Annotated in this window: 23 protein-coding genes; 5 read left to right on the top strand and 18 right to left on the bottom strand. The window is 56.1% G+C overall.

The annotated features are described in order from the left end of the window. Positions 1-9: 9 nt before the first annotated feature. From trkH to pepQ, 3 genes are read right to left on the bottom strand one after another with little or no spacing between them, the layout of a single operon-like run. Positions 10-1,461, bottom strand: coding sequence for a Trk system potassium transporter TrkH (trkH, locus tag EGY08_RS13755; RefSeq protein ID WP_004097624.1), 1,452 nt, complete (start codon positions 1,459-1,461; stop codon positions 10-12). Positions 1,462-1,502: 41 nt separating this feature from the next. After that, on the bottom strand, positions 1,503-2,117 hold the full coding sequence (locus EGY08_RS13760; protein WP_004127563.1) for an IMPACT family protein: 615 nt from the start codon (positions 2,115-2,117) through the stop codon (positions 1,503-1,505). Continuing rightward, complete coding sequence (gene pepQ / locus EGY08_RS13765) at positions 2,117-3,448, bottom strand: Xaa-Pro dipeptidase (protein ID WP_004127559.1); 1,332 nt, start codon at positions 3,446-3,448, stop codon at positions 2,117-2,119. The genes EGY08_RS13760 and pepQ overlap by 1 nt, the downstream gene beginning before the upstream one ends. Before the next feature lie 191 nt (positions 3,449-3,639). Between pepQ and fadB the strand changes: the two genes are divergently transcribed. The 3 genes from fadB to EGY08_RS13785 all read left to right on the top strand — a co-directional run bounded on the left by fadB (position 3,640) and on the right by EGY08_RS13785 (position 7,439). After that, entirely contained in the window at positions 3,640-5,829 is a 2,190-nt protein-coding gene (gene fadB / locus EGY08_RS13775; RefSeq protein WP_123828585.1) for a fatty acid oxidation complex subunit alpha FadB, read from the top strand. 9 nt (positions 5,830-5,838) lie between these two features. After that, positions 5,839-7,002 carry an acetyl-CoA C-acyltransferase FadA gene (gene fadA, locus EGY08_RS13780; protein ID WP_004127553.1) on the top strand — a complete coding sequence of 388 codons (1,164 nt, stop codon included), beginning with the start codon at positions 5,839-5,841 and terminating at the stop codon, positions 7,000-7,002. A gap of 125 nt (positions 7,003-7,127) precedes the next feature. Continuing rightward, a complete protein-coding gene (locus EGY08_RS13785) occupies positions 7,128-7,439 on the top strand; it encodes a hypothetical protein (protein WP_004127550.1) in 312 nt (103 codons plus the stop codon). Between the two features lie 44 nt (positions 7,440-7,483). On the opposite strand, the gene fre is transcribed toward EGY08_RS13785, so the two are convergent. Continuing rightward, positions 7,484-8,185, bottom strand: a complete 702-nt coding sequence (gene fre, locus EGY08_RS13790; protein ID WP_004127546.1) for an NAD(P)H-flavin reductase — start codon at positions 8,183-8,185, stop codon at positions 7,484-7,486. 54 nt (positions 8,186-8,239) lie between these two features. Next, positions 8,240-9,709: a 4-hydroxy-3-polyprenylbenzoate decarboxylase gene (gene ubiD, locus EGY08_RS13795; RefSeq protein WP_004127544.1), complete on the bottom strand. Its 1,470-nt coding sequence runs from the start codon at positions 9,707-9,709 to the stop codon at positions 8,240-8,242. 177 nt (positions 9,710-9,886) lie between these two features. Between ubiD and rfaH the strand changes: the two genes are divergently transcribed. After that, positions 9,887-10,375: a transcription/translation regulatory transformer protein RfaH gene (gene rfaH / locus EGY08_RS13800; RefSeq protein ID WP_004097595.1), complete on the top strand. Its 489-nt coding sequence runs from the start codon at positions 9,887-9,889 to the stop codon at positions 10,373-10,375. 6 nt (positions 10,376-10,381) lie between these two features. On the opposite strand, the gene tatD is transcribed toward rfaH, so the two are convergent. The 9 genes from tatD to udp form a co-directional block, all read right to left on the bottom strand. Then, positions 10,382-11,176 (bottom strand): 3'-5' ssDNA/RNA exonuclease TatD, encoded by a 795-nt coding sequence (gene tatD / locus EGY08_RS13805; protein ID WP_177447649.1) that lies wholly within the window; start codon positions 11,174-11,176, stop codon positions 10,382-10,384. Positions 11,177-11,206: 30 nt separating this feature from the next. Then, positions 11,207-11,980 (bottom strand): Sec-independent protein translocase subunit TatC, encoded by a 774-nt coding sequence (tatC, locus tag EGY08_RS13810; protein ID WP_004107787.1) that lies wholly within the window; start codon positions 11,978-11,980, stop codon positions 11,207-11,209. A gap of 2 nt (positions 11,981-11,982) precedes the next feature. Next, a complete protein-coding gene (tatB, locus tag EGY08_RS13815) occupies positions 11,983-12,522 on the bottom strand; it encodes a Sec-independent protein translocase protein TatB (RefSeq protein WP_004127539.1) in 540 nt (179 codons plus the stop codon). 3 nt (positions 12,523-12,525) lie between these two features. Further along, positions 12,526-12,777, bottom strand: coding sequence for a Sec-independent protein translocase subunit TatA (gene tatA, locus EGY08_RS13820; RefSeq protein WP_004127537.1), 252 nt, complete (start codon positions 12,775-12,777; stop codon positions 12,526-12,528). A 77-nt stretch (positions 12,778-12,854) separates the two neighbouring features. Further along, complete coding sequence (gene ubiB, locus EGY08_RS13825) at positions 12,855-14,495, bottom strand: ubiquinone biosynthesis regulatory protein kinase UbiB (protein ID WP_004127535.1); 1,641 nt, start codon at positions 14,493-14,495, stop codon at positions 12,855-12,857. Then, positions 14,492-15,097 (bottom strand): ubiquinone biosynthesis protein UbiJ, encoded by a 606-nt coding sequence (gene ubiJ, locus EGY08_RS13830; RefSeq protein ID WP_004127533.1) that lies wholly within the window; start codon positions 15,095-15,097, stop codon positions 14,492-14,494. The genes ubiB and ubiJ overlap by 4 nt, the downstream gene beginning before the upstream one ends. Positions 15,098-15,110: 13 nt before the next feature. Next, positions 15,111-15,866: a bifunctional demethylmenaquinone methyltransferase/2-methoxy-6-polyprenyl-1,4-benzoquinol methylase UbiE gene (gene ubiE, locus EGY08_RS13835; protein WP_004127530.1), complete on the bottom strand. Its 756-nt coding sequence runs from the start codon at positions 15,864-15,866 to the stop codon at positions 15,111-15,113. A 70-nt stretch (positions 15,867-15,936) separates the two neighbouring features. Beyond that, the gene (rmuC, locus tag EGY08_RS13840; protein WP_004127527.1) at positions 15,937-17,385 is read right to left on the bottom strand and encodes a DNA recombination protein RmuC; all 1,449 of its coding nucleotides are present in this window, start codon (positions 17,383-17,385) and stop codon (positions 15,937-15,939) included. Between the two features lie 138 nt (positions 17,386-17,523). Further along, positions 17,524-18,285 (bottom strand): uridine phosphorylase, encoded by a 762-nt coding sequence (gene udp, locus EGY08_RS13845; RefSeq protein WP_004127525.1) that lies wholly within the window; start codon positions 18,283-18,285, stop codon positions 17,524-17,526. A gap of 267 nt (positions 18,286-18,552) precedes the next feature. Between udp and EGY08_RS13850 the strand changes: the two genes are divergently transcribed. Continuing rightward, positions 18,553-19,365 carry a dienelactone hydrolase family protein gene (locus EGY08_RS13850; RefSeq protein WP_123828586.1) on the top strand — a complete coding sequence of 271 codons (813 nt, stop codon included), beginning with the start codon at positions 18,553-18,555 and terminating at the stop codon, positions 19,363-19,365. A gap of 3 nt (positions 19,366-19,368) precedes the next feature. Here the strand turns inward: EGY08_RS13850 and EGY08_RS13855 are convergent, their stop codons facing one another. The 4 genes from EGY08_RS13855 to EGY08_RS13870 form a co-directional block, all read right to left on the bottom strand. After that, on the bottom strand, positions 19,369-20,058 hold the full coding sequence (locus EGY08_RS13855; protein ID WP_004127518.1) for a transporter substrate-binding domain-containing protein: 690 nt from the start codon (positions 20,056-20,058) through the stop codon (positions 19,369-19,371). A 116-nt stretch (positions 20,059-20,174) separates the two neighbouring features. Then, positions 20,175-21,470 (bottom strand): anaerobic sulfatase maturase, encoded by a 1,296-nt coding sequence (locus EGY08_RS13860; protein ID WP_123828587.1) that lies wholly within the window; start codon positions 21,468-21,470, stop codon positions 20,175-20,177. 40 nt (positions 21,471-21,510) lie between these two features. After that, on the bottom strand, positions 21,511-22,233 hold the full coding sequence (locus EGY08_RS13865) for a GntR family transcriptional regulator (RefSeq protein ID WP_004127511.1): 723 nt from the start codon (positions 22,231-22,233) through the stop codon (positions 21,511-21,513). 43 nt (positions 22,234-22,276) lie between these two features. Continuing rightward, positions 22,277-24,022, bottom strand: coding sequence for a sulfatase (locus EGY08_RS13870; protein ID WP_123828588.1), 1,746 nt, complete (start codon positions 24,020-24,022; stop codon positions 22,277-22,279). Positions 24,023-24,024 lie beyond the last annotated feature (2 nt).

Raw genomic sequence — 24,024 nt, forward strand, 5'->3', positions numbered from 1 at the left:
GCACTCCTGTTATTCGCGCCAGAAAGTCGGAGTAAATAGCACCAGCAAGGTGAACACTTCCAGACGACCAAACAGCATATTAGCAATCAAGATCCATTTTGCGACAGGGTTCATCGTCGCAAAGTTATCCGCCACCACGCCCAGCCCCGGGCCAAGGTTATTCAGCGTCGCGACGACCGAAGCAAAGGCTGAGAAATCATCCACGCCGGTGGCGATAATCGCCAGCATACTGATGATAAACACCAGCGCATAGGCGGAGAAAAATCCCCAAACGGCTTCAAGGATACGTTCCGGCAACGCACGGTTCCCCAGTTTAATACTGTATACCGCGTTAGGGTGTACCAGCCGTTTAAGCTCACGGTTACCCTGCTTGAAAAGTAGAAGAATACGGATAACCTTCAAACCACCGCCCGTCGACCCGGCGCAGCCGCCGATAAAAGCCGAGCAGAGTAGAAGGACCGGCAAGAATAGCGGCCAGCGCGCGATACTGTCGGTAGTGAATCCTGCCGTTGTCGCCATCGAAACAACCTGGAAGAACGCCTGGTTCACCGTCATGAGTGCAGAACTGTAGACGTCATGCAGCCACAGCACCAGAGTACATACCACCACCAGCGTGAGCTGCACGCCGATAAACATGCGGAATTCGGGATCGCGCCAGTACACTTTCAGGCTGCGCCCGCTAAGTAATGAAAAGTGCAGGCCGTAGTTACAGCCAGATATCAGCAAGAAAATCGCAATAATGGAGTTAATCGTTGGGCTATTAAAGTAGCCCACGCTAGCGTCATGGGTAGAGAACCCGCCAATCGCAATCGTCGAGAAGCTATGCCCAATGGCGTCGAACGCCGGCATACCGGCAAACCACAGCGCCAGCGCGCAGGCCACCGTCAGTAAGACATAGATAAGCCATAGCGTTTTCGCCGTCTCAGCAATGCGCGGCCGCATCTTGTTATCTTTCAGCGGCCCGGGCATTTCCGCCCGATACAGCTGCATCCCCCCGACGCCCAGTATCGGCAGTATCGCTACCGCCAGCACGATGATCCCCATCCCACCAAACCATTGCAGCATCTGACGATAGAAAAGAATGGCGTGGGGTAACGAATCTAGCCCAACCAGCGTGGTTGCCCCGGTCGTTGTCAAACCTGAGAAAGATTCAAAGAAGGCATCCGTAATGCTCAGGTTGGGCTGTTCAGAGAAGATAAAGGGCAGCGAGCCGACGCTTCCGAGTACCGTCCAGAACAGCACGACGATAAGAAATCCTTCGCGGGATTTCAGTTCGCCCTTCTCACGACGGTTAGGCCACCACAGCAGCGAGCCGATCGCCAGAGCGACAAAAAAGGTCTGGGTAAACGCTCGCCCCGCACCATCGCGATATATCAGAGCTATTAATCCCGGGAGGATCATTGTCCCCGAAAACAAAATGACCAGCAGTCCAACGATTCGGGTTATCGCGCGAAAATGCATCTCTGGCGCTTCCTTTGATATGCAAAAAAATCAGGTGGGGATTATTCGTCAATCTTCAGTAATTGCAACGAACCGCGACTAAAATCAGCCAGTTTTGCTGAAAATAGCGCCACTTCAGCCTGAGGAAGCGCCACGCGCAGCTGAACAGACGCTTGATATTCGCTTTCGACAATTTTCCCTGAGAATTGAGCCAACAGCGTTTCAATCCCGGCCAACTGCCCGTATTCACACTGCAAAGTATATGCGGTCAACGGCGTCTTGCGCTGTGTTGCGAGCTGCGCAAGCGCCTGATGCACGCCGCCGCCGTACGCTTTGACCAGACCGCCGGTGCCGAGCAGAATACCACCGTAGTAGCGCACGACGACAGCGGTTATCTCGCCGACGCCGCTGCCCATAAGCTGCGCCAGCATCGGCTTACCCGCCGTCCCCGCCGGTTCGCCATCATCGGAAAATCCCAGCTGCTGCGAGTCATTTGGCGGCCCGGCGACCCACGCCACGCAGTGGTGACGGGCATCCGGATGTTCAGCCCTGACTGACTCGACAAACGCTTTTGCCGCCGCTACGCCGTCGGTATGCGCCAATAGCGTGATAAAGCGGCTCCTTTTGATCTCTTCCACAAAAGTGACCGGCGCGGCCGGTATCAACCAGCTTTCCATTACGCCAGTTTCAGATCGCGCGTCATGTTTTCAATACTGTTTTCGTGGATCACGACGTTGTCTTCGATACGAATACCGCCAAACGGTTTCAGCGCTTCAATTTTCTGCCAGTTGAAGTGTTTGCTGAACTGTCCCTCGCGCCACGGCGCCAGCAGCGATTCGATAAAGTAGATGCCCGGTTCAATCGTCAATACCATGCGCGGCTGCAGCACGCGCGTGCAGCGCAGGTAAGGATATTTTGCCGGCGCGGCCAGATGGGTACCGGTATCATCCTGCATAAAGCCGGCGACATCATGAACCTGCAGACCCAGAGGATGGCCAATACCGTGCGGCATAAACGGTCCGGTCAGGTCGTTTTCCACCATAGCTTCTTCACTCATCTCTTTGACGATCTGATGTTTACGCAGCAGTTTGGCAATACGCTGATGGAACTGGACATGATAATCCACATAGCTCACGCCCGCCTTCATGGTGCTAATCAGCGCCAGCTGTTCGTCATTAACATCTTTAATCAGTTGAGCATAGTCACTATCACCATGCGCCGCCCAGGTACGCGTCAGGTCCGCCGCATAGCCGTTATATTCCGCACCCGCATCCAGCAGGAAGCTGCGCAATTCCGCCGGTGCGCGATGATCCAGCTTCGTGTAATGCAGCACGGAGGCATGTTCGTTCAGCGCCACAATGTTGCTGTACGGTACATCGGTGTCGCGATGGCCGGTCGCGGTCAGATAGGCCTGATTGATATCAAACTCGCTCATCCCGGAGAGGAACGCTTCATGAGCGGCCTGATGACCGTTAACCGCCGACTTCTGCGCTTCGCGCATGCAGGCCAGCTCATAGTCAGTTTTATAAGAGCGGTAGTAGTGCAGATAATCAATCACCCCTTTCGGGTTGATTTTATCCGCCGCGAGTTCTAACCCCAGTGCGCGTTCCGGTACCGGCCCGATATAAGCGATATTGCCGCGCGCGGCAGGCAGCTGGCTGCCGATACCGTCCGCTTTCGGCAGGGCAATCACATCCACCTCTTCGGTCCAGAACGAAGTCGGTAGCGGTTCCACGTTATGCCAGTAGTCGACCGGCAGGTAGAACCACAGTTTCGGTTTGTTGACGCCGTCCACCAGCAGCCAGCAGTTAGGGACCTGGGTAACCGGCACCCAGGCTTTGAACTGGGGATTGACCTTGAACGGATACGGATGATCGTCAAGGAAGACGTTGAACAGTTCACCGGAGTGAATCAGCAGGGCATCCAGCTTAAAGCGGGCCAGTACGTCACGGGTGCGTTCTTGTAGGGTAACAATATGATTTTTATAGAGACCGGCAAGGGATTCCATCTTTTATCCTTTGATTTTATGAGATCGTGATGCTTCGCATCTTAGCACAATGACCTCAAACGAGGTGATCTCTACCGGGTGTGATCCGACCAGCATTTATTTAAAGTCTTATTTGCAATTTCTTAACATAAAATCCACACTCCGTCTCATCTGGTACGACCAGATCATATTGCTGGATTCAGGAGACTGACATGCTCTACAAAGGCGACACCCTGTACCTCGACTGGCGGGAAGACGGCATTGCCGAACTGGTATTCGATGCCCCCGGCTCGGTCAACAAGCTCGATACCGCAACCGTAGCCAGCCTCGGTGAAGCGCTGGACGTACTGGAAAAACAAAAAGATCTTAAAGGGCTGCTGCTACGCTCCGAGAAAGCCGCTTTTATCGTCGGCGCGGATATCACCGAATTTCTTTCTCTGTTCCTGGTTCCCGAAGAACAGCTCAGTCAGTGGCTACATTTCGCTAATAGCGTATTTAACCGCCTGGAAGATTTGCCGGTTCCGACCATTTCCGCCGTCAACGGCTATGCGCTGGGCGGCGGCTGCGAATGCGTCCTGGCGACCGATTACCGTCTGGCGACGCCGGACCTGCGTATTGGCCTGCCGGAAACGAAGCTGGGCATCATGCCGGGCTTTGGCGGCTCGGTGCGGATGCCGCGTATGCTTGGCGCGGGCAGCGCGCTGGAAATCATTGCCGCGGGTAAAGACGTTGGTGCCGAACAGGCCTTAAAAATCGGCCTCGTCGACGGCGTGGTTAAACATGAAAAACTGATTGAGGGCGCGATAGCCATTCTGCGTCAGGCCATTAACGGCGACCTGGACTGGAAAGCGAAGCGCCAGCCGAAGCTGGAGCCTCTTCACCTGAGTAAAATTGAAGCTGCAATGAGTTTTACCATCGCCAAAGGCATGGTGGCGCAAACCGCCGGGAAACACTACCCGGCCCCGATTACCGCCGTTAAAACCATTGAAGCCGCCGCCCGCTTTGGCCGCGAAGAAGCGCTGAATCTGGAAAACAAAAGTTTCGTCCCGCTGGCGCATACCAACGAGGCGCGTGCACTGGTCGGTATCTTCCTCAACGATCAGTACGTCAAAGCGAAAGCGAAGAAGCTGACTAAAGATATCGACACGCCAAAACACGCGGCCGTGCTGGGCGCGGGAATTATGGGCGGCGGTATTGCATACCAGTCGGCCTGGAAAGGCGTGCCGGTGGTCATGAAGGATATCAACGACAAATCGCTGACGCTTGGCATGACCGAAGCGGCCAAGCTGCTCAATAAACAGCTTGAGCGCGGCAAAATCGATGGGCTCAGGATGGCCGGCGTTATTTCCACTATACAGCCAACCCTGGATTACGCCGGCTTTGAACGCGTTGACGTTGTGGTCGAAGCCGTCGTTGAGAACCCAAAAGTGAAAAAAGCGGTGCTGGCGGAAACCGAAGAGAAGGTACGCCCGGATACCGTGCTAGCCTCGAACACCTCGACCATTCCTATCAGCGAGCTGGCCAGCGTTCTGCAGCGCCCGGAAAACTTCTGCGGCATGCACTTCTTTAACCCGGTGCATCGCATGCCGCTGGTTGAAGTGATCCGCGGCGATAAAACCTCGGATAAGACCATTGCCAAAGTCGTCGCCTGGGCCAGCAAAATGGGCAAAACGCCAATTGTGGTCAACGACTGCCCCGGCTTCTTCGTCAACCGCGTACTGTTCCCCTACTTCGCCGGTTTCAGCCAGCTACTGCGCGATGGCGCGGACTTCCGCAAGGTCGACAAAGTAATGGAAAAACAGTTTGGCTGGCCGATGGGGCCCGCCTATCTGCTGGACGTCGTGGGCATTGATACCGCGCATCACGCGCAGGCGGTCATGGCGGCGGGCTTCCCGCAGCGAATGCAGAAAGAGTATCGCGATGCGATCGATGCTCTATTCGACGCTAACCGTTTCGGCCAGAAAAACGGCCTTGGCTTCTGGCGCTACAAAGAAGACAGCAAAGGTAAGCCGAAGAAGGAAGAGGATGCTGCCGTCGATAGCCTGCTGGCGGAAGTCAGCCAGCCGAAGCGCGATTTCAGCGATGAAGAGATTATCGCCCGTATGATGATCCCTATGGTCAACGAAGTGGTGCGCTGTCTCGAAGAGGGCATTATTGCCAGCCCGGCGGAAGCCGATATGGCGCTGGTTTATGGCCTGGGCTTCCCTCCGTTCCACGGCGGCGCGTTCCGCTGGCTCGATACGCTCGGTAGCGCAAAATATCTCGATATGGCGCAGCAGTACCAGCACCTCGGCCCGCTATACGACGTGCCGGAAGGATTGCGCAGCAAAGCGCGTCATAACGAACCGTACTATCCCCCGGTTGAGCCTGCCCGTGCGCCAGGCGACCTGAAAACGGCTTAAGGAGTCACAATGGAACAGGTTGTCATTGTCGATGCAGTTCGTACCCCGATGGGCCGTTCGAAGGGCGGCGCCTTTCGCCACGTACGTGCGGAAGATCTCTCCGCGCACTTGATGCGTAGCCTGCTTTCGCGTAATCCGTCTCTTGAGGCAAGCGCGATCGACGATATTTACTGGGGCTGCGTCCAGCAGACCCTGGAACAGGGCTTCAACATTGCCCGCAACGCGGCACTGCTGGCGGAGATCCCACATTCAGTACCCGCCACCACGGTCAATCGGCTGTGTGGTTCTTCTATGCAGGCACTTCACGACGCAGCGCGTATGATCATGACCGGCGATGCCAGCGTCTGCCTGATTGGCGGCGTAGAGCATATGGGCCACGTCCCGATGAGCCACGGCGTGGATTTCCATCCCGGGCTGAGCCGTAACGTCGCCAAAGCCGCCGGAATGATGGGTCTGACGGCAGAAATGCTGGCGCGCTTGCACGGCATCAGCCGGGAAATGCAGGACCAGTTCGCCGCCCGGTCCCACGCTCGCGCCTGGGCCGCGACGCAGTCCGGCGCATTCAAGACGGAGATTATCCCGACCGGCGGTCACGACGCCGACGGCGTACTGAAGTCTTACCGCTACGATGAAGTTATTCGCCCGGAGACAACGGTAGAAGCACTGGCCGCGCTGAGACCCGCGTTCGATCCGGTCACCGGCACCGTGACGGCCGGAACCTCTTCCGCTCTCTCCGATGGCGCCGCAGCGATGTTATTAATGAGCGAAAGCCGCGCCCGCGAACTGGGCCTGAGGCCTCGCGCTCGCGTGCGCTCGATGGCTGTCGTCGGCTGCGACCCGTCCATCATGGGCTATGGCCCGGTTCCCGCGTCAAAACTGGCGCTGAAAAAGGCCGGGCTCAGCACCAGCGATATCGATGTGTTCGAGATGAACGAAGCTTTTGCCGCCCAGATCCTTCCGTGCATTAAAGATCTGGGGCTAATGGAACAGATAGACGAGAAGATCAACCTCAACGGCGGCGCGATCGCCCTGGGCCATCCGCTCGGCTGTTCCGGCGCACGCATTAGCACCACCTTGATCAACCAGATGGAGCGTAAAGACGCGCAGTTCGGCCTGGCGACGATGTGTATTGGCTTAGGTCAGGGTATCGCGACGGTATTCGAGCGAGTTTAATCGAAGAGTTAATCCCTAAAGAGTTTAGTTGCCGTTCTTCCCGCCTGTCAGGGGCGGGTTTTTTATTTCTACCGATCGGTTATTATCGCCATGTACCTAATGATTATTAAGGATAATGAAGAGTGATGAAAACACTCCCAATCATTTTTCTGCTATCGACGTTCTCTGCCGCAGCGCTCGCCAGCGAACAGGATAGCGCTCAGGCATGTCTCTCCTGGGGAATCAGTAAAATGGCGCAGGATCCTGGCAGCGATCGGCTAAAGCATCTGGTCATCACCGACATTAATACCGAACGTTATGATGAGAAGGTAGGCAGCCAGCATATCGCGACGCAGCTAACCGCCACGCTGAAAAAAGAAGGGAACCCGGTAGGGAAAATGCTCTGTTTGCTGGAAAACGATCGGCCGCTATACGTTTACTTCAGCGATGACCGGTAAAAATAGCACCCAGGCTAAAAGCCCGGATGCTTTCAGAGCAGCTATCAGATAAACGCAAAGGCATCGCCAAACAGGCGATCTTCACGCGCGCCGCGCTCGTTGCAGAACAGGTCACGGGCAATTTTTGCCATCTCGAAACGGCCAGCGATATAGATATCATGCTCGCCCAGCGTACCGTAATCCTGCAGGACCGCTGTAAGCACGGTTCCGGTGCGGCCACGCCACTCGGCTTCAGGCTGCTCAACAACGGGTTCAACGCGCAGGCCCGGATGCCGCAGGCTTAACGCTTCCAGCTCGGCCAGATCGTAGAGATGCTTCGCTTCGCGTCCGCCCCAGTAGATGGCGATATCGCGGTTCGGATTGCGCGCCAGCGCGGTAAGCAGAATCGAACGCACGTAAGAGAAGCCCGTCCCCCCGGCGATCAAAATCAGCGGGCGTTCTTCATCATCGCGCAGCCAGGCTTCGCCATGCGGCATATCGACCTCAATTTCACGCTCTTTCAGAATACGATCCATCACCGCCATCGCATACAGGTTAAGTTCAGATGCACCGATATGCAGCTCGATAAACTCCTGTTCCGACGGCGTAGAAGCCATGGAGAATGGGCGCTTATCGCGTTCGTCCATCACGACCATCAGATACTGACCAGCCCGGAAGGCAAACGCCGCTTCCGGCACTAATCGAACGCGATACACAGTATCGGTAATCGCCTCCACCGAGGTCACTTTACAGCTTAAGGTTGTCATGCGTCCCCTCTGTCGGGTCTATTGTGCAAAACAGCGGCGTAGCCCCGCTTACTGTTATTTGAAGATAGCCAGTTCGTCCCAGATGGCGTCGACGCGCGCCGTCACTTCAGGATCTTTCTTGATAGGACGACCCCACTCGCGCTGGGTCTCTCCAGGCCATTTGTTTGTGGCATCCAGCCCCATTTTTGAACCCAAACCGGAAACCGGTGAGGCAAAATCCAGATAATCAATTGGCGTATTTTCTACCAGTACCGTATCACGCGCCGGGTCCATACGGGTAGTAATCGCCCAAATCACATCATTCCAGTCGCGCGCGTTGACATCGTCATCGCAGACGATAACAAACTTGGTATACATGAACTGACGGAGGAATGACCAGACGCCCATCATGACGCGTTTCGCGTGACCGGCGTACTGCTTCTTCATCGTGACCACCGCCAGGCGATAAGAACAGCCTTCAGGCGGTAAATAGAAATCCACGATTTCAGGAAACTGCTTTTGCAGGATGGGGACGAACACTTCATTCAGCGCAACGCCCAGCACCGCGGGTTCGTCCGGCGGACGCCCGGTGTAGGTCGAATGGTAGATGGCGTCTTCACGCTGAGTAATATGGGTAACGGTAAAGACCGGGAAGTTATCCACTTCATTGTAGTAGCCCGTATGATCGCCATACGGGCCTTCCGGCGCCATCTCTCCGGCCTCAATATATCCTTCCAGCACGATCTCCGCGCTGGCGGGCACTTCCAGTTCGTTAGAGATGCACTTCACGACTTCGGTTTTCGTTCCGCGCAGCAGCCCGGCAAACGCATACTCGGAGAGGGTATCCGGAACCGGGGTCACCGCCCCGAGAATGGTCGCCGGATCGGCACCCAGCGCGACGGATACCGGGAAACGCTCGCCAGGACGCGCTGCGCACCACTCCTGGAAGTCCAGCGCGCCGCCGCGATGCGATAGCCAGCGCATAATCAGCTTGTTCTTACCAATCAGCTGCTGGCGATAAATGCCCAAATTTTGCCGCTCTTTATGCGGACCGCGGGTCACCGTCAGCCCCCAGGTGATCAGCGGCGCGGCATCTTCCGGCCAGCAGGTCATGATCGGGATGCGGGTCAAATCCACCTCATCGCCCTGGAGGATTTTTTGCTGGCACGGGGCCCCGCGCAGCCGCTTAGTCGGCATATTCAGCACCTGCTTGAACTGCGGCAGCTTATCAAACAGGTCGCGGAAGCCTTTTGGTGGCTCCGGCTCTTTCAGAAATGCCAGAAGCTTACCCACTTCCCGCAGCGAACTGACATCCTCCTGCCCCATCCCCAGCGCGACTCGCCGCGGCGTGCCGAAAAGATTACACAGCACCGGCATGGCGTAGCCTGTAGGATTTTCGAATAGCAGGGCCGGACCGCCGGCGCGCAACGTGCGGTCGGCAATTTCGGTGATTTCCAGGTGAGGATCGACCGGCAGGGAGATTCGTTTCAATTCCCCCTGCTGCTCCAGTAATGTCAGAAATTCGCGTAGATCGTGGTATTTCATGGAGTTGTTATTGACCTCTATACAGGCGGCTGATTATACGGCGTTCGCCGGAGCTATGCTGTATTTTTGTTAAATTAGCGTGAAAGACCGCTGAAATTTAGTTTTCACCCGCAATGATTTCGCGATCGTACCGGGCTTTTGTTATGCTTGCTGCTAGTAGCATTGGAAAGAGTCATTATGCAAGCCTGGTATTTACTTTATTGCAAACGTGGGCAACTTGAACGCGCCCAGGAACACCTTGAGCGGCAGGCCGTGAATTGCCTGATGCCAACGATCGAGCTGGAAAAAATCGTCCGCGGTAAACGCACGACGGTCAGCGAGCCACTGTTCCCAAATTATCTGTTTATCGAGTTCGATCCGGAAGTGATTCATACCACCACCATCAGCGCAACGCGCGGTGTGAACAGCTTTGTGCGTTTCGGCGCGCTGCCCGCCATCGTGCCGTCTGCCGTCATTCATCAGCTTTCCATCTACAAACCGGAAGGGATCACCGATCCGGAAACGCCGCACGAAGGCGATAGCGTGCTGATTACCGATGGCGCCTTTGAGGGTCTGCAGGCTATTTTTACCGAACCGGACGGTGAAGCCCGTTCAATGCTGCTGCTGAATTTACTTAACAAGCAGGTGCTACAGAGCGTTAAAAACACTGATTTTTATAAAATCTGACGGCGTCTAAAAGCGCACGCCAAAGAGTCTTCTGACGTTAGCATCGGTAATCTCTTCCAGCCACTGCGCCTCTTCCCCACGCCATCCCGCGATGCTGGTCAGAATATGCGGCAGGTAGGCGGGCTCATTACGGCGGGAAGAGGGTTTTGGCCGCATATCGCGGGGCAACAAATAGGGCGCATCAGACTCAACCAGCAGGCGATCTGCCGGAATATCGGCCAGCAAGGATCGCAGATCCAGCCCCCGACGCTCATCGCATACCCAGCCGGTGATACCAATAAATAAACCGTGCTCAAGGCATTCGCGCATCTCTTCACGGCTACCCGTAAAGCAATGCACAACGGCCCCCGGGAGCTTATCAAGCCAGGGAACCAGCAGGGCCAGAAAGCGCTCGTGCGCATCGCGACAGTGCAGAAATACCGGCATCGACAGCTCCGCTGCCAGCGCCAGCTGGGCGCTAAACGCCGCTTCTTGCTCCTGAGGCGCCGAAAAGTTGCGGTTGAAGTCGAGGCCGCATTCGCCAACCGCAACGACTTCCGGCTCGCGAGCCAGCGCATAGACCGCAGCCGCTACCGATTCCGTCCAGCAGCGACTATCGTGGGGATGAACGCCGGCCGTTGACCAGCATCCCGAATAACGGCGCGCCATCTGTTGCGCCTGCGCGCTTTCATGTAGGTTGGTTCCCGTCAACAGCATCCCGGTGACACCCGCCTCCCGAGCCCGGGAAACCACCTCATCGCGATCGCGGGAAAACTGCGAACTGGTCAGGTTTACGCCGATATCAAACATCATCGCTCCCATATGGCAACCGCCCTGGCGGGCGGTTGAGCGTTATTCTTCTTTACCCTGCGCCTCTTCGGCAGCGGCATCCTCGTCACGCGTAAGGCGTTTACCGGTGTAGAACCGCGCGAAGAAGACCCCAACCTCAAACAGACAGTACATCGGAATCGCCAGCAGAGTTTGCGAAAACACGTCCGGCGGAGTCAGCAGCATCCCCACAACGAATGCGCCAACCAGGACATAGGGACGTTTCTTACGCAGGTCTTCCGGCGTGGTGACGCCCATCCAGCACAGCAGCACGATGGCCACCGGAACCTCGAACGAGACGCCAAACGCGATAAACAGCGCCATCACAAAGTCGAGATAGCTGCGAATATCGGTAGAGACCTGTACGCCTTCAGGCGCCGCGTGGGTCAGAAAACCAAACGCCAGCGGGAAAACGACGAAGTAGGCGAAAGCCATACCGATATAGAACAGCAGCGTACTGGAGACCAGCAGCGGCATAACCAACCGACGCTCATGCTTATACAGCGCTGGCGCCACAAAGGCCCAGACCTGATACAGAATGACCGGTACCGATAAAATTATCGATACCATAAAGGTCAGCTTGATCGGCGTGAAGAAAGGCGAGGCCACATCCGTCGCGATCATGGTCGCGCCAACCGGCATCTGCCGAATAAGCGGCGCGGAAACCAGCTGATAGATATCGTTGGCGAAATAGACTAACGCCAGGAAAATGACCAGAATCGCAAGAATGCTGTTGATCAAGCGCTTGCGCAGCTCGATCAGATGCGTAATTAGCGGTTGAGTATCGTCTACGCCCATTTTTACTGTTTATCACTCGGTACAGGGGAGGAGGAATCGGAAGCCGCCACGGCAGTTTTTACTTTCACTGCCGGGATTTCACTCTGCGAAGCGGGAAGCTCTTCAGCCACGGGGTCAGGCGCATGCTCCGGCGCACTGACCTGGTGTTCAGCCGTCGCCGGCGTCACGTCCTTGCGCTGCTCTTCACTCCCTTTAACGACTGGGTTGTGAATGGTGTTGGCTTCGTCGCTGGCTTTTTCAGGATCGTGGGCGGAGTAGGATCGCTTCATAGATTCAGCCGCTTCACGCAGCTCATCCATTGAAGCTTTTAGCTCGGGCGTCAGGTTGTCCAGGCTGGCCTTTTCCACCTTTTTAAGGCTTTCCTGAAACTCCTGCAGTTTTAATTCCTGCGTTATTTCATTTTGTACGGTAGCCGCAAGCGACCGCAGCGTGCGGATCCAGCTAACCACCGTCTTTACCGCTACCGGCAGTCGCTGCGGCCCCAAAACGATGAGGCCAATCACGAATACCAGCAGCAGCTCACTAAAACCGATATCGAACACGAATTACACCTGCTCTTTGTCGTGGCGTTTAGTCTCGTCTTTCTTTACATCATCCGGTTTATCAGCAAGGGTTTTCGCCGCAAAATCGGCATCGGGTGCGGATTTTTCCGGTTTATCTTCGTCGCTCATGGCCTTTTTAAAGCCTTTGATCGACGCCCCTAGATCTGAACCGAGCGAGCTCAGCTTTTTTGTCCCAAAAAGCAGAACCACGATGACGACAACAATGAGTAACTGCCAAATACTGATACCACCCATACACATTCCCCTATGACAGATGATGAATTATTAGGACGCATTATACACATTATGCGCAGTGATAAAGGCGGCCGCCGTCAGTTCGTCTTTCGCCAGCCGATAAGCCAGGTTACGACGCCAGCGGCCATCAGCCAGCCGGGCATCATGCCCCACTCGGGACGATGAATGAATAGCAGCGTACCACTCAGTAATAAAACCGCGCCTATACCAAACAGATAGCGGGATTGACCCTGGCGCACGTGCCGCACCTGGATGTCGCGCACGATGGTATCGACGCTATTCTGCAGCTGCTTGCTTTGCTGCAGGCTCTGGTACACCAGTTCCGGTATTTCCGGCATTCTTTCGATCCAGAACGGCGCTTTTTCTTTAAACGCCCGCACCAGAGCTGGAATGCCCACCTGATCTTTGATCCACGACTCAAGGAACGGTTTCGCCGTTTTCCACAAGTCTAACTGAGGATAGAGCTGGCGACCTACACCTTCTACGTAAAGTAATGTCTTCTGCAGCAGAACCAGCTGCGGCTGCACTTCCATATTGAAACGTCGCGCCGTATTAAACAGGTTCAACAACACGTGGCCAAACGAGATTTCCGCCAGCGGTTTTTCAAAAATAGGCTCGCAGACGGTACGAATAGCAAACTCGAACTCTTCAACGTTGGTATCCGCGGGAACCCAGCCGGAATCAACGTGCAGCTCCGCAACTTTGCGGTAATCCCGATTAAAGAAGGCAATGAAGTTCTCCGCCAGATAGCGCTTATCTTCTTTGTTCAGCGAACCGACGATACCGCAGTCAATACCAATATACTGCGGATCTTCCGGATGATTACGGCTGACAAAAATATTGCCCGGATGCATGTCAGCATGGAAGAAGCTGTCGCGGAAAACCTGGGTAAAGAAGACCTGCACGCCACGCTCGGCCAGCAGCTTCATGTTAGTCCCCTGCGCTTCCAACGCGGCGACGTCGGACACCGGGATCCCGTAAATCCGCTCCATCACCATCATGCCTTCGCTGCAGTAGTCCGAATAAACTTCCGGGACATAAAGCATTGGGCTCTCGTCGAAGTTGCGGCGAAGCTGGATAGCGTTCGCCGATTCACGCAGCAGGTTGAGCTCATCCAACAGCGTTTTTTCGTATTCGCGAACCACTTCCTGCGGGCGAAGGCGACGGCCGTCCGGTAACAGACGCGGCACCCAGCGGGCAAGACGGTAGATGAGCTTCATATCCGCTTTAATAACCGGAACGATATCCGGGCGGATCACCTTAATGACCACCTCTTTGCCGTTCTCTTTCAGACGCGCGGTATGCACCTGGGCAATAGAAGCGGAAGCGAGCGGTTCAATCGAGAAATCATCAAACCAGGCTTCTACCGGCAGGCCGCCCATGGCTTGCTCAATCTGCTTTTTGGCCTGCAGACCGTCAAAAGGCGCGACGCGATCCTGCAGCATGGCCAACTGATCGGCAATGTGCGGCGGAAACAGGTCGCGACGGGTCGAGAGCATCTGGCCAAACTTGATCCACACTGGCCCCAGTTCCTGTAATGCGAGACGCAGTCGCTCGCCAAGAGGACGATCTTTGTGGCGATTGGGCATCCAGAAGAGCATCCGCCTCCAGATTCGCAGCGGCAGCGTGATACGCATTTTGGGAATGAGCTCATCCAGCCCGTAGCTCAAAAAGGTGTGGACGATAAAATACAGGCGCCGTATTTCTCCTGGCGTCATTTGCCCTCCAGCGTTTCCAGCCGTTTTTCCAGCGCGGCCAGGGTTCGTTCCACCGCAGCGGTTTCCTCTGCAAACCAGGCCAGCTCCAGCGGCCCAGGCGCCAGACGCCACTCTTCGGTAATCACTTCCGCGACATAGCGCTGCTGGCGCTGAGCGCCATGCAGAAGAAAACGAGCGCCGCCGCGTAATACTTTACTGAAGCCTTCCGCAACAACATCACCGGTATACGGGGCGAGCAGTTCAGCCGGATCGAACTCCGCCAGATCGCAGAGCGTGACGGTATTTTGCACCACCTGCAGATCGCCCTCTACTTCGAGATCGCCGCTACGAATCAGCGCGGTAAGCTGCTGACGATTGCGCAGCTGCGGAAGCACGCTCAGGCGGGTACGCACGGTGCAGTCAGCCTCGCCTTCCCATGCGCCCAGCACGTCTACCTGACGCTCGCTAAAAACCAGCACCACAGGTGCGGAAAGCTCTTGCAGCTCGACGCGCAGCACTTTCCCCAGCAGACGCTGGCGGGCGGGTTTCAGCGCCCGATCGCGCCAGAGGAAAGCATTGAGGACCGTCTCAAGACCGGCGGTAACCAGTGGTTTGAAAGGCATATCGTCCCTCCTGTCAGAACTTATAACCGCGGTGTAGCGCAACGATACCTGCCGTGAGGTTGTAGTAGTCGACGCTTTCAAACCCTGCGTCCTGCATCATGCCTTTCAGCGTCTCCTGATCGGGGTGCATTCGAATAGATTCAGCAAGATAACGATAGCTTTCGGCATCTTTAGCAACCAGCTCACCCACGCGCGGCAGAATATGGAAGGAATAAGCGTCGTAGGCTTTGCTGAGCGGCTCAATAATCGGTTTCGAGAATTCCAGCACCAGCAGACGACCGCCCGGTTTTAGCACGCGATACATGGAGCGCAGCGCTTTTTCTTTATCGGTCACATTTCGCAGGCCGAAGGAAATCGTAATACAATCAAAGGTATTGTCCGCAAAAGGCAGCGCTTCAGCGTTTGCCTGGACGTATTCCACGTTGCCGACGATGCCGATGTTGCGCAGCTTCTCACGGCCCATTTTCAGCATTGAGTCGTTGATATCCGCTAGCATCACGCGGCCGGTTTCTCCCACCAGACGAGAGAATTTCGCCGTCAGATCGCCGGTACCACCCGCCAGATCCAATACGGTTTGCCCGCGGCGGACGCCGCTGCAGTCGATGGTGAAACGCTTCCACAAACGATGAATACCGAACGACATCAGGTCGTTCATGACGTCATATTTTGCGGCCACAGAATGAAATACATGCGCCACCATGTCAGCTTTCTGCTCTTTGGCGACAGTCTGAAAGCCAAAATGCGTCGTTTCTTGTGAATCCTCAACCATCTCAATGCCTGCTTACTTATCAAGAAAATGTTCGTTGAGTGTAACAGGTTTAGCGCACTTCCCATACGCTTCAACGCGGCTGAGGGCGGTTATCATATGCGGCGGCAGCGGCCGTATCGGAAGAAAAATTGTTATCTTCCTGAACGTTACCGTCATCTGTAAGGAAGTATTCCTCATCCTGTGTGATTGCCTGTTCGACTAAGTCAGGATTAATCCCACGTTTAACCTCCACGCCCAGCTCGCGAAATGATTCCGCCTGCACCAGCAGGTTGCCTCGCCCGGAAGCGAGCTTTTTCATCGCCTGGCGGTAGTTATCCTGGGCTTTATCCAGGCTCTGGCCGATAGCGGACATATCGTCAACAAATAGGCGCATTTTGTCGTACAGCCGCCCCGCTCTTTCGGCAATTTTCTGCGCGTTACGGCTCTGATGCTCATAGCGCCAGAGATTGGCGATAGTCCGCAGCGCCACCAGCAGCGTGGTCGGGCTCACCAGCATAATGTTGTTTTTCAGCGCTTCGCTAATGAGTTCCGGCTGGCGATCGATCGCCAGCAGGAAGGCTGGCTCCACCGGGATAAACATCAGAACGTAGTCGAGCGAGCGCAATCCCGGCAGTTGCTGGTAGTCTTTACGCCCCAGCAGGCGCATATGGTTGCGTACGGAAGCGATATGCTCCTGCAGCGCCGCTTCACGTGTGTAATCATCTTCGGCATTGAAATAGCGTTCGTAGGCCACCAGGGTCATCTTGGCATCGATAACCACGTCTTTCCCCTGCGGCAAACGGACAATCACATCGGGCTGCATCCGCGAGCGGTTGTCCGTTTCGATGCTCACCTGGGTCTGATATTCATGACCCTCCCGCAGCCCGGACGCTTCCAGCACGCGGGTCAATACCACCTCGCCCCAGTTGCCCTGGGTTTTGTTATCGCCCTTAAGCGCGCGAGTCAGGTTCAGCGCCTCCTGGGCCATTTGCGCATTAAGCTGCTGGAGATTACGGATTTCATGAGCCAGGGTGTGGCGCTCCCGCGCTTCCTGGCCAAAGCTATCCTGCACCTGACGGCGAAAACCATCCAGCTGCTCGCGAAGCGGCGTCAGCAGGCCGTGCAGGCTCTGGCGATTCTGCTCATCCACCCGTCGATTGCTGTGCTCAAAGATGCGGTTCGCCAGATTCTCAAACTGCTCGCTAAGCCGCTGCTCGCTGTTGACCATCTGGCGGATTTTATCTTCGGCATGCAGTTGAGTGGATTCAAGGCGGGTTGTCACTTCACGGAGATCGGCCTCCAGCGAGGCGTTGATATCGCGCAGGCTGCGCAGCTCGTTATTGAGCAGCTCGCACTCTTCTCGCCAGTGGGACTCCTGCACCAGCTGCTGGCGGGCCGCGCTCAGTTCAATATCCAGCTCGCGCCGCTCTTCAATAAGATCGGCGCGAATTTGATCGGCGTGCGCTTTCGTCGCCAGCCAGCCAACAATCAGGCCCACGGCTAGCGCCGCAACGGCACTCATAATAATCGAAATATCCACAACGCCCCCTGCGGCAACCACTTACGGCACAAAATAGAATTGTGCTGTACAAACGTCCAGTTGGAAAGGGTTTTCCTGCGAGGCGCTACGCAAAAAAGAAGAGCCGGAGAGTCCGGCCCTTTTCGGAAAGGAGAAGAACTACAGCAGGCGACGCGCCGCTTCCACGACAATTTTCACCGCATGGCTTTCGGTTTGCTTCATGGTTTCCGCGTTCGGAATTTCCTGCTGGGTACGGTTGACGATAACCCCGGCAACCATCCCGGCGCGCAGGCCCTGGCTGGCGCACATCGTCAGCAGCGTGGCGGATTCCATTTCATAGTTCATCACGCCCATCGACTGCCACTCTTCCATCGAGCCTTTAAAGCGGCTCACAACGCGGCCGGAGAAGGTGTCGTAACGTTCCTGTCCCGGATAGAAGGTGTCGGAGGAGGCAGTCACGCCGATATGGGTGGTCGCGCCGATAGATTTCGCCGCTTCAACCAGCGCGGTAGTGCATTCAAAATCAGCCACCGCCGGGAACTCCATGGGCGCAAAGTGCAGACTTGCACCGTCCAGGCGCACAGAAGCGGTAGTCACCAGAACATCGCCTACGTTGATGTGCGGCTGGATGGCGCCGGTGGTGCCAATGCGCAGGAAGGTACGGATGCCGAGCTGGGCCAGTTCTTCCACGGCGATAGAGGTCGATGGGCCGCCGATACCGGTGGAGCAAACAATCACTGCTTTACCGTCCAGCTCCGCGCGCCAGGTGGTGAATTCACGGTGAGATGCCAGCTTAACCGGCTTATCCATCAGCGCGGCGATCTTTTCCACACGCTCTGGATCGCCAGGGACGATAGCCAGCGTAGCCCCTTGTAAATCGTTTTTGGTGAGGCCGAGATGAAAAACATCAGACTTGGACATAAAAAACTCCTCTGTGGGTCGAATTATCAGCAGAAGCAAAACGGTACTTTACAGAAGCTGTCGGTTCAATTTTGTGACAACAATCACCATGAATGAAATTCATTGCAATAACTTTCCATAAAATAGTGATATACATCACATTAACAAGCGAAATCGCGGAAGCCTGAACAAAAGATAGCCTGTTTCGGGCACTGTGTTTGGTTAACGTCCTGTCCAGAGCAGCTATAGTTATTGCTGCGCTAATAAATTAAGGGTACGGAGAATACCATGACGACAATTAAGCAAACCGGCTTTGCACCTGCAGCCACGCCGCACGCCTCAACTGCCGTTCACACATCAGATGAGAACATCGTCTGCGGAGAGACATCAATCCCTTCGCAGGGGGATAACATGCCGGCATTCCACGCCCGCCCGGGGAACGTCGACGGCCCGCTGCCGGTCGTTATTGTGGTTCAGGAAATTTTCGGCGTGCATGAACATATCCGCGATATTTGCCGCCGTCTGGCGAAGGAGGGGTATCTGGCTATCGCACCAGAGCTGTACTTCCGCCAGGGCGACCCTAATGATTACAGCGACATCCCTTCTCTGTTCCAGGGGCTGGTAAAAAAAGTGCCGGACTCTCAAGTGCTGGCCGACCTCGATCACGTGGCCAGTTGGGCCTCCCGCCACGGCGGCGATGCCCATCGCCTGCTGATTACCGGCTTCTGCTGGGGCGGGCGCATTACCTGGCTGTACGCTGCGCATAACCCGCAGCTAAAAGCCGCCGTCGCCTGGTACGGCAAACTGGTCGGAGAGAAAACGTTGAATTCGCCGAAGCATCCGGTCGATATTGCCGTCGATCTCAACGCGCCGGTTTTAGGGCTCTATGGCGCGAAAGATGACAGCATTCCGCAGGATACGGTGGAAACCATGCGCCAGGCGCTGCGGGCGGCCAACGCCACGGCGGAGATCGTGGTTTACCCGCACGCTGACCACGCCTTTAATGCCGACTATCGCGCCAGCTATCATGAAGAGTCGGCGAAGGACGGCTGGCAACGGATGCTGGCCTGGTTTGCCCAGCATGGCAGTAAGCGCGGTTAAAGTTCAGCTATTGCCGATATGGCGCTTCACCATCCCGGCAATAGTACCGTCCGCTATCCATGAAGAAAGGCAGCGGCAAATAAATTCATAATGCTGCGGCGCATTGCGCGGTACGCATATCGCCTGGCGTATCTGGCTAAAGCTGTCGGGCAGAACGCGCAACGCCGGGTTTTCCTGCGCGGCTTGCTCCAGAGGCTGGCGAATACCGGCCGCCATATCGCCTTCGCCGTGGATGAACGCCTGAATAGCCTCCTGAGAAGTGGCGTACTGGCGCATCGTCGCGTGTTTTAGCGTGCGAATCAGATACAGCTCGTAGGCTGCACCTTTGCCCACGTTTATCACCACACCTTCTCGGTCCATCTCCTGAACCGACCCTATTTCACTCTCTTTTTTAACCATCGCCGAGCTTTCGATGGTGACGTAGGGCGGCGTGAAGCGAAGCTTATCTTCCCGCGCCGGGTCGATAGCCAGAAAGGCGATATCCCATTGATCCTGCAGCGCAGCATCCACGACCTGCCCGGCCGTCGGCCAGGTCACAAACCGCGCTTCGCGCTGGCTCTCTGCCGCCAGCCTCTTTGCCAGCTCAACGGTTATCCCCCCCGGGGCACCTCCCGGCAACAGTGTCGTAAGAACCGGGTTACCCAGGTTTATGGCAAAACGCAAAAAGTCTTTTCGATCGTGGTGTTCACTCACTTTTCACCTCCGGACAGTCGCAACAGCCTCGTTTCAGAAAACGTTAAACGGTAGTCAAAGAGATCCGCCCTGAACAACCTCCAGCCATTGGGCGCTACCTTGCTGGTTCAGCATTCTCAATGCTGCGCGCCGCAGCATTTTTTATATTTACGCCCGCTGCCGCAGGGGCAAGGGTCGTTGCGGGAAGCCATCATCGGCGCCTGCTGCGCCTCTTGCGCCAGCCACTGCATTATCGCCGGAAGCGGATAACCGTTGTCCAGGAGCTGCCGCCAGACGTTCATATATGGCGTCACGTGTTTGAAAAAGTGCTGATAGCCCGCGCACAGATAGCTGTGGCCGGGACGGCCGCTCGGGGAAACGGCGAAACGATGCTTCGGGCAGCCGCCGTGGCAAACAAAACGAAACTCGCAGCGGCGGCAATCTGCCGTTAGCGTCTCTTGCTTCGCCTGACCAAAGGCGATGGCCTGCGCGCTATTGTTCAGCTCCCGGATGCTCTGCTGATGAATATTGCCCAGCCTGTGCTCCGGGTAAACATAGTGATCGCAGTTATACAGATCGCCATTCGATTCCAGCGCAAAAGCGTGGCCGCAGGTGGCCGAATGTACGCACAGCACCGGCGGCTGGCCGGTCCACGCCGCCAGGGCGACGTCAAACATCTGCACATAGACGCGATCGACGTCGCGACGCACCCAGATATCGAAAATTTGGTTAAGAAACTCGCCGAACTGCCAGGAGGGTACCGTCCAGGGCGCCAGCCGCGCCGCGCTCTCCCCCGGCAGTACCAGCTGTAGCGGAGCCGAGGCGTCGCTGCTCATCCGTTCGACCAGCGGGATTAACTGCATATAGCGCGAACCGGCCGCCAGCAGGAAATCGTACACTTCGCGGGCGTGATCAACGTTATGCTTGCCGACCACGGTCAGGGTGTTGAACTCAACGTTATGGGACTTCAATAGCGCCATCGCCGCAACGACCTTCTCGTGGGTTCCCTTTCCCGCGCGGTTGACGCGGTACTGGTTATGTAGATGCGCCGGACCGTCTATCGACAAGCCCACCAGAAAACCCTGCTCGGCAAAAAAACGCGCCCACTCATCGTTCACCAGTACGCCGTTAGTTTGCAGCGCATGTTCTATCTTCTTACCGTTGGCGTACTTGTCACACAGCTCAACGACCCGGCGAAAGAACGGCAGCCCCATCATCGTCGGCTCGCCGCCCTGCCAGGCAAAGGTCACCGCATCGCCGGACTGGGCGGCAATATGCTGGCGAATATAGTTTTCCAGCGTCTCATCGGACATGCGCCAGTTTTTATTCCGTTCCGGATAAAGCGCTTCTTTTTCCAGATAAAAGCAGTAGGTGCAATCGATATTACACACCGAGCCGCTCGGCTTTGCCATCACGTGGCAGCCATGAATCATGCTAATTTCCCCTGCTTTGATGGCCCGGTAAATTCTGCCATTAACTGTTCTCTACAATGTACTGATAGCAGCTGGCGATATGGCGGGCGATGGTATATTCCACCAGCTCGCCGCGATCGTTAAATCCCTGGCGAGTCTTCACCAGCAGCGGCTCGCCTGCGGCAACCTGCAAAATATCGCAGTCCTGGGTCGTCGGCAGCTCGGCGGTAATGGTGTCTTTATAGCTATCGATATTCTCGCCGCGCTGTTCCAGCGCGCTGTACAATCCTTCTTTAAATGCGTCTAACGTCAGTTCGCCCAGACGCGGCGTCAGCCAGATATAGTTTACCTGCGCGGGAAGTTCGTTTTGTCGATAGATCGTACGGGTGAGACGCTGAATTTTCTGCTCCGCCGGGAGCACGAACGCCTGCGCCACTTCCGGCGGCGGTAAGAGCAGCTCAAGTGTCAGATTATGTCGCGAAATAGAGTGCTGCTGCTGGCCGTCAATCAGTCGAATGCGGGTTTTTACACCCTGTTTCTCGGAGGTGCTGATGACCATGGTGCCAATACCGGCCTGGCGTTTGACCAGCCCTTTTGCGGCAAGCTCGGCCAGCGCGCGCCGGGCCGTGATGCGGCTAACGCCGAACAGCTCTTCAAATTCGGCTTCGGTAGGCAGGACATCATTCTTCTTGTAGGTTCCGGACCTCAGCTTTTCCAGCAGGATGTCGTATAGCTGGGCGTACAAAGGCTTCGCCCCGCGAGAATAGTCCAGTTCTTCTTTCATTAACTTCGCACTCCTGTTCCCCGGCCGTGGCCGGGGGTACCCCTTAATCAAGTCGCATTTCTAACGCCATCTTATAGTACACGCTCTGATGCTGCTCCTCCGGAACCTCGTTCTGCACGAACGCCCACAAATTTTGCCGATCCCAGTTCGGCTGACAGGCGGCCCGCAGCTTTTCAGCCAGAGCGTTCTGTCCGCCCCCCTCCAGATGCTGCAGCAACGCATACAGCCCGTAGCGCACCTGCGGCGCAAAAGCGGACAGCTCCGGCAGCAGATGCGGATCCCGCCCGAGCAGCGGGCCTTGCGCATCGTCCAGCCCGTAGCGCGCGTACAGTTCGCCGGGCGCATCGTTTTCCTGCATCATGAAAATCATCTGCTCCCGCAGTCGCCGCGCCGCTTGTTGATCCCGACACTGGGTTTGCTGCGTCGGATCGCTCTGTAAATCATACAAGCGATGACCAAAGCGATCGGCGCCGCGGGTCATTACCGACTCGGCGGGAACTTTCATTACCGGGCAGCCCTTGGTAAAGCGAAACGGCGGATGCAGCGTCGTTGCGCGTAGCTCCTGCGGTGTAAAGCGGCGGTTGATCCGCGTTGGCATCAGGGTGTATTCGTACAGGCCATCAACGCCGCGCTCAACGGGCGAACGCATATAAACATAGCGACCATCAGTAATATTGATATGGCAGCCGTGATAACCAAACAGGGCATAGTCGCGTACCGGCGTATCGTCGCGCAACGCGGGCAACAGCGAGACGCCCTGCATATCCGCCGGTTTATTCAGGCCAAAACAGTCCAACAGCGTCGCGGGAAGATCGATGGTCTGCGCCAGCGCCTGACGAGACTCGCCCGCGCCGCCGTACTGCGGATGCCAGATAAATAAGGGAACATTCGCCACTTCGTTATACAACGGCATGATATTTTTCCCCCACCACTCATGCTCGCCGAGCAGAAAACCGTGGTCGGTGTTGACGATCAGCAGCGTGTCGCGCCACAGATCGTAACGATCCATATAGTCCAGCACCTTCCCGACGTACGCATCCACCATCGTCAGCAGCGCCATGTAGTACCGTTGGATCACGCTCTTGCGTTCGGCGCTTTCGGTGACGAAGTAGTACGGCGGCCAGCCGTCGAACTGCGCGGGATCGTCAATGCCGTACATCTTCAGGTATTTTTCCGGCACAAAAAACGGCTCATGCGGATCGAAACACTCCAGCTGCAGAAACCAGCTGTCGCTGGCGTGGTTGGCGTCGATAAACGCCAGCCCTTTGCCAATCGTCCGCGCCAGATGATGATCCTCTTCGTTCTGCATAAACTGCGCGTTGATCTGATGCTGAACCCGGCTGGCGATGCGCCGCTGTTTGATCTCCTCCGGCTCGCCGGATTCGTAGCGGTATTTCGGCTTATTTACCACGCCTTTCCAGGCATCGCCCTCCTGACCGCGCACAAACTCGTAGGTACTGTAGCGAGAGTGATAGGTCGCCCCGCCGTCGCGCCAGTAGTGTTTATGGTCCGTCACCAGATGGGTGTGAATGCCGTTCTTCTTGAGCAGCTCCGGAACCGAATCATCGAACGGCTCGATCGGTGACCAGCCGCGATGTAAAAAGTTATAGCGTCCGGTATGCAGCTCCCGGCGCGCGGGCATGCAGGGCATGCTGCCGACATAGGCGTTATCAAAACGAACCGTACGCTCCTTCAGCCGCTGAAAATTCGGCGTGATCGCCCTGTCGCTGCCGTAGGCCGACAGCAGGCGCTTATTCAGCGAATCAAACATCAACATAATCGCTTTCATGC

Source organism: Klebsiella sp. FDAARGOS_511, from assembly GCF_003812845.1.
Lineage (GTDB): Bacteria > Pseudomonadota > Gammaproteobacteria > Enterobacterales > Enterobacteriaceae > Klebsiella > Klebsiella grimontii.